Source organism: Streptomyces chilikensis (assembly GCF_001642695.1).
GTDB classification, from domain to species: domain Bacteria; phylum Actinomycetota; class Actinomycetes; order Streptomycetales; family Streptomycetaceae; genus Streptomyces; species Streptomyces chilikensis.
In genome coordinates, this window is record NZ_LWCC02000005.1 from 4,136,235 (window position 1) to 4,141,823 (window position 5,589).

The window sequence follows — 5,589 nt, forward strand, 5'->3', positions numbered from 1 at the left end:
AGCGACAGCAGTTCCGCGACACGGTGCGGCCGGTGGCTGGCGATGCCCGGCGGGGCCGGCGCCAGCGGGATCAGCAGGTCCAGCGGGTCCGGAAGACCCGCCGAGGCGTCCGCCGCGACGTCCGCGTGCAGCCAGAGGGTCAGCATGTACAGGCCCGGCACCGAGAGCAGCCGGGGCTGGTAGGGGTGCGGCGCCTCCTCGGCCTGGCGCAGAGCGCGTTCGGTCGAGGTGACGTACGGGCCCTCGAAGAAGTGCGAGAACGCCCAGCCCTCCGAGGTCCCCACGGTGTCGGCGGCGGCCACCGCGTGGTCGCCGGCACGGATCAGGAACCGCCAGCCGGCGAGCCGGATGACGGGCACCCCGTCCGCGGTGATCCGGTCCAGGACGTGGACGGGCAGCGGCAGTTCAGGGGTGAGGGGTCCCTGGGCGCTGCGCAGGGACGGGGTGTGCGCGTGACGGACGGCCGAGGGTGTGCCGAGGGCCGCCAGAACGGTGCGCAGGGCGGCGGGGGGTGCCGGAGGGACATGCAGCGGCATGGTGGGTCGCCTCTCTTTTCGACAGGCACAGTGGCGCGCGGGCGAGGGTGGGCGCTGTCTGCTGTCAGCTCGAGGGGGTCGGAGAGCCGCGCCGGACCGGTCGGATCGCTCGGGCCGGGTCCGGTCCGATGTCACCGGGGTGACGGGGCGCACGGTCGTGGGCGCACGCGCTTCTCCGCCTCGTTTGCGCAGTTTATACGAGCCGTGTTCACGGAGTGTTTCCGCTAGCTGTTCCCCGTGTGAACGGCAAGGTTTCTTCGCGCCGGAATTTCGGTGCGTTATCTCCTGATTTACCGGGGCCTTCGGCCGGGTGACCTCGGGGGGTGCCCGACGCGGGGTCGGCCGGTTTTCGCCGCCGATTTACATGGCCCTCGGGATGCGTCAATCCGCGCCCCGGTTCATGCCGTGCGAATGTGCCGAATGGCGCTGGAGGTCAGCCTAACGGTCGGCGGGTCCTCGCGGGGACGTTATCGATCGTCCAGGGCGGGCATCATCAGTTGCGGACCGGACGAGGGACCCGGACGACAGACAGACGGACACCGGCCGCAGAGGCGGCCGACCCATCCGAGGAGGACGCAGCGATGGGGGAGAAGGTCGAGGCAGGGTCGTTCGACCTGTCCGATCGCCAGCGCTACCGGGACAAGCTCCAGCGGTGCCTGGCGGGTCTTGAGCGGTTGCTGAAGGAGAAGCAGTTCGACCGGCCGAAGAATCTCATGGGTCTGGAGATCGAGCTGAATCTCGCGGGATCCGACGGCATGCCGCGAATGATGAATGCGGAAGTGCTGGAACGGATCGCGAGCCGTGATTTCCAGACCGAACTCGCGATGTTCAATCTCGAGGTCAACATCGAACCGCACCGGCTCGGCGGGCAGGTATTCGATCAGCTCGCCGAGGAGTTGCGGACGTCACTGGCATATGCCCACCGAAAGGCCGGGGAGGTCGACGCCGGGATCGTGATGATCGGCATCCTGCCGACGCTCGAGCGGGACGACCTGATCTCCGCCAACATTTCCGACGTCGACCGCTACACGCTGCTGAACGACCAGATCGTGTCCGCGCGCGGCGAGGACTTCTCGCTGGAGATCGACGGCGTCGAGCGGCTCACCACCACCGCGCGGTCGATCACGCCGGAGGCGGCCTGCACCTCGGTGCAGTTGCACCTGCAGGTCACGCCCGAGCGGTTCCCGGACGTGTGGAACGCGGCGCAGGCCGTCTCGGCCGCGCAGATCGCGGTGGGCGCCAACTCGCCCTTCCTCTTCGGGAAGGAGCTGTGGCGCGAGTCGCGGCCGCCGCTGTTCCAGCAGTCCACCGACACCCGGCCGCCGGAGCTCCAGGCACAGGGCGTCCGGCCGCGGACCTGGTTCGGCGAGCGGTGGGTGTCCTCGGCGGTCGACCTGTTCGAGGAGAACCTGACGTACTTCCCGGCACTCCTGCCGATCATGGACGACGAGGACCCGATGGAGGTGCTCGACGCCGGGGGCACGCCCAGGCTCGCCGAGATGGTGCTGCACAACGGCACGGTCTACCGGTGGAACCGGCCGGTGTACGACGTGGCCGACGGCACGGCGCACCTGCGGGTGGAGAACCGGGTGCTGCCGGCCGGGCCGACGGTGACCGACGTGGTGGCGAACGCCGCGTTCTACTACGGCCTGGTGCGGGCGCTGGCGGAGGAGGCGCGGCCGGTGTGGACGCGGCTGCCGTTCGAGGCGGCGGCGGCCAACTTCGAGACCGCGTGCCGGTACGGGATCGACGCGCGGCTGGAGTGGCCGCGGCGCGGACGGCTGGGCGGCACGCAGCAGGTCGAGGCGGTGACGCTGGTGCTCGACGAGCTGCTGCCGCTGGCGCACGCGGGACTCGAGGCGTGGGGGATCGAACCCGCGGACCGGGAGCTGTACCTCGGGGTGATCGAGGAGCGGTGCCGCAGGAGGGTGAACGGGGCGTCCTGGCAGGCGGCGACGTTCCACTCCGGCCTGGAACGGGGCATGTCGCGGCAGGAGGCCCTGGCCGCGACGACGCGGCGGTACGCGGAGCTGCAGTGGCGGGGGGACCCCGTGCACACGTGGCCCGCGGGACTGCCGGCGTCCGGGGGGCGGTAGGGGCCGCCGCCACGGGGCGTCCGGTTCCTCCGCGGGCGCCGCCCGCGCGCCGGACGGGTGATGCCCGCCCGGGTCGCGCTCTGGCAAGCTGTGGGGCCGGTGGTGCGGCCTGACGGAGGCGTGGGTGACGGGGTTGGGGTCCGAGGTGCTGTCGCGGCGGACGCTGCGGGACGAGACGCTGCTGGTGCTCGGTCTGTCGCTGGGGGCCAGCGCCGTGGCGGCGGTCATCAGTTTCGCCGGGTCGCTGACGCGGCCCGGCGGGCTCAAGGACCAGGCGGCCACGCTCAACGCCTCCGCCGCGCCGGGGCGGCCCTGGCTGGACCTCGCCTGGCAGCTCTTCGGGATCGCCTCCGCGCTGGTCCCCGTGCTGCTGGTCGCGCACTTCCTGACGCGTGAGGGCGGCAGCCTCCGGACGCTCGGGTTCGACCGGACCCGGCCGTGGTCGGACCTCGGCCGGGGCGCCGCCGTCGCCGCGGTGATCGGCAGCGCCGGCATCGCCTTCTACCTCGCGGCGCGCGGGCTCGGGTTCAACCTGACCGTGGTGCCCGAGGCGCTGCCGGACGTCTGGTGGAAGTTCCCGGTGCTGGTCCTCTCCGCCGCGCAGAACGCGGTGGTCGAGGAGGTCATCGTCCTCGGCTACCTGCTGCACCGGCTGGGAGGGCTCGGCTGGAGCCCGGTCGCCGCGCTCGCCGCGAGTTCGGTGCTGCGCGGCGGTTACCACCTCTACCAGGGCATCGGCGGATTCGTCGGCAACATGGTGATGGGCGTCGTGTTCGTCCTGCTGTACCGCCGGTGGGGCCGGGTGGGGCCGCTGGTGGCGGCCCACACGCTGCTCGACGTCGGCGCGTTCGTCGGGTACGCGCTGCTGGCCGGACGGGTGGACTGGCTGCCCACCGCGCCCTGACCGCCCCGCCACCCTCCGCCGGTCACTCCGGCGGCGCCAGCAGTTCGCCCTCGACGACGGTGACCGCCCGCCCGGTCAGCAGGGTGCGCTCGCCGCGCAGCTCGGTGCGCACCAGGCCCGAACGCGGCGACGCCTGGAGGCCGGTCAGGGCGGTGCGGCCCAGGCGCTCGGACCAGAAGGGGGCCAGTGCCGTGTGGGCGCTGCCGGTCACCGGGTCCTCGTCGATGCCCACGCGGGGGAAGAAGCAGCGGGAGACGAAGTCGTGGCCGGCGGCACCGGCCGGACGCGTGGTGACGATGACGCCGCGCTCCGAGCAGGTGGCCAGGGCCTTGAGGTCGGGGGCGAGGCCGAGCACGGTCTCCTCGTCGGCGACCTCCACCAGCAGGTCGCCCACGTTCGGTCCGGTGTCCAGGACGGTGAGCGGCTCGGCGCCCAGGGCCTCGGCCAGTCCCGGCGGGGCCTCCACGGCGGTCAGCGGGGCGGTCGGGAAGTCCAGCGTGATCGAGCCGTCCTCCGCCGGCGTGGCCACGAGCACACCGCTGCGGGTGGCGAAGCGGACCGGTCCCCGGTGGGCGCCGGTGGTGTGCAGGACGTGGGCGGTGGCGAGGGTGGCGTGGCCGCAGAGGTTCACCTCGGTGGCCGGGGTGAACCAGCGCAGGGCCCAGTCCGCCTCGCCGCCGCCGGGCAGCGGGTGGGCGAAGGCGGTCTCCGCCTGGTTCATCTCCAGGGCCACGTTCTGCAGCCAGGCGTCGTCGGGGAAGGCGTCCAGGAGCAGGACGCCCGCGGGGTTGCCGGTGAACGGGCGGTCGGTGAAGGCGTCGACGAGTCGGATACGCATGACAGGACGTTAACCGGGCGCGCCGGACCCGGGACAAGGCCAATCGGGGGCCGGTGGCCCGCAACCGCGGAACGCGCCGGTCCGGGGAATGAGACAGCAGCGATGGGGGGTGACGGTCCTGTCGGGTGCTGTCATCATGTGTCCGTGCGTGACTCTGGGATGGGCGTGGAGCGTTCCGGGAAGGGTGCGGGACTCGCTCTCGCCGTCCTGTCCGCGGTGGCGTTCGGTGGATCGGGTGTGGCGGCCAAGCCGCTGATCGAGGCGGGCCTCGACCCGCTCGAGGTGGTCTGGCTGCGGATCACCGGAGCGGCGCTGGTGCTGCTCCCGGTGGCCTGGCGGCACCGCGGACTGGTGCGCGAACGGCCGCTGGTGCTGCTGGGCTTCGGCGTGTTCGCGGTGGCCGGCGTCCAGGCCGCCTACTTCGCCGCCATCTCCCGGATCCCGGTCGGCGTCGCCATGCTGGTCGAGTACCTGGCGCCCGCCCTGGTGCTGGGCTGGGTGCGGTTCGTGCAGCGCCGCCCGGTCACGCGTGCGGCGGCGCTGGGCGTGGTGCTGGCGGTGACCGGGCTGGCTTGCGTGGTCGAGTTCTGGTCCGGGCTCGGCTTCGACCCCCTGGGGCTGCTGCTGGCCTTCGCCGCGGCCTGCTGCCAGGTCGCCTACTTCGTGCTGGCCGACCACGGCTCCGACGGAGGGCGGAAGGCGCCCGACCCGCTGGGCGTGATCTCCTTCGGACTCCTGGTCGGCTGCCTGACGATGACCGTGGTGGCACGGCCGTGGGGCATGGACCGGGCCGTGCTGGCGGGCACCGTCGACATGGACGGCGAGCCGGTGCGGGCCTGGGTGCTGATGGCCTGGATCGTGCTGGTCGCGACCGTCCTGGCGTACGTCACCGGTGTGGTGTCCGTGCGGCGGCTGTCGCCCGCGGTCGCGGGCGTGGTCGCCTGCGTGGAGGCCGTGGTGGCGGCTGCGGCGGCCTGGCTGCTCCTCGGCGAACGGCTGGGGGCGGTGCAGATCGCCGGCGGTGTGCTGGTGCTGGTGGGGGCACTGGTGGCCCAGTCCTCGACGCCGGCCGCGGCGGCCCCGGAACCGGTGGCCGGAGGCGGTGGGGCGGTCGCGGCCGCCGCGGAGCCCGGGACGCGGGCCGGGGAGCGGCAGGAGGCCTGACGGGCGGCCGGTGAGCCGCCGACGCGGGAGGCGCCCGCCCGCGCGCACCCG

Annotated in this window: 5 protein-coding genes; 3 read left to right on the forward strand and 2 right to left on the reverse strand. The window is 73.2% G+C overall.

From position 1 onward, the window contains the following. Positions 1–536, reverse strand: a 536-nt coding sequence (locus A2U95_RS18515; protein ID WP_166025360.1) for a hypothetical protein, incomplete at its 3' end; no start/stop codon positions are given. A 581-nt stretch (positions 537–1,117) separates the two neighbouring features. Between A2U95_RS18515 and A2U95_RS18520 the strand changes: the two genes are divergently transcribed. Next, on the forward strand, positions 1,118–2,632 hold the full coding sequence (locus tag A2U95_RS18520) for a glutamate-cysteine ligase family protein (RefSeq protein WP_166023946.1): 1,515 nt from the start codon (positions 1,118–1,120) through the stop codon (positions 2,630–2,632). Positions 2,633–2,756: 124 nt separating this feature from the next. Continuing rightward, on the forward strand, positions 2,757–3,536 hold the full coding sequence (locus tag A2U95_RS18525; protein WP_240957362.1) for a CPBP family intramembrane glutamic endopeptidase: 780 nt from the start codon (positions 2,757–2,759) through the stop codon (positions 3,534–3,536). Between the two features lie 22 nt (positions 3,537–3,558). Here the strand turns inward: A2U95_RS18525 and A2U95_RS18530 are convergent, their stop codons facing one another. Then, positions 3,559–4,374 carry a PhzF family phenazine biosynthesis protein gene (locus A2U95_RS18530; protein WP_166023948.1) on the reverse strand — a complete coding sequence of 272 codons (816 nt, stop codon included), beginning with the start codon at positions 4,372–4,374 and terminating at the stop codon, positions 3,559–3,561. Positions 4,375–4,533: 159 nt separating this feature from the next. Between A2U95_RS18530 and A2U95_RS18535 the strand changes: the two genes are divergently transcribed. Further along, positions 4,534–5,538, forward strand: coding sequence for an EamA family transporter (locus A2U95_RS18535; RefSeq protein WP_166025364.1), 1,005 nt, complete (start codon positions 4,534–4,536; stop codon positions 5,536–5,538). Positions 5,539–5,589 lie beyond the last annotated feature (51 nt).

Coding starts and splice junctions, on each gene's coding strand:
- A2U95_RS18535 (WP_166025364.1), top strand. CDS start 4,534: ATGGGCGTGGAGCGTTCCGGGAAGGGTGCGGGACTCGCTCTCGCCGTC.
- A2U95_RS18530 (WP_166023948.1), bottom strand. CDS start 4,374: ATGCGTATCCGACTCGTCGACGCCTTCACCGACCGCCCGTTCACCGGC.
- A2U95_RS18520 (WP_166023946.1), top strand. CDS start 1,118: ATGGGGGAGAAGGTCGAGGCAGGGTCGTTCGACCTGTCCGATCGCCAG.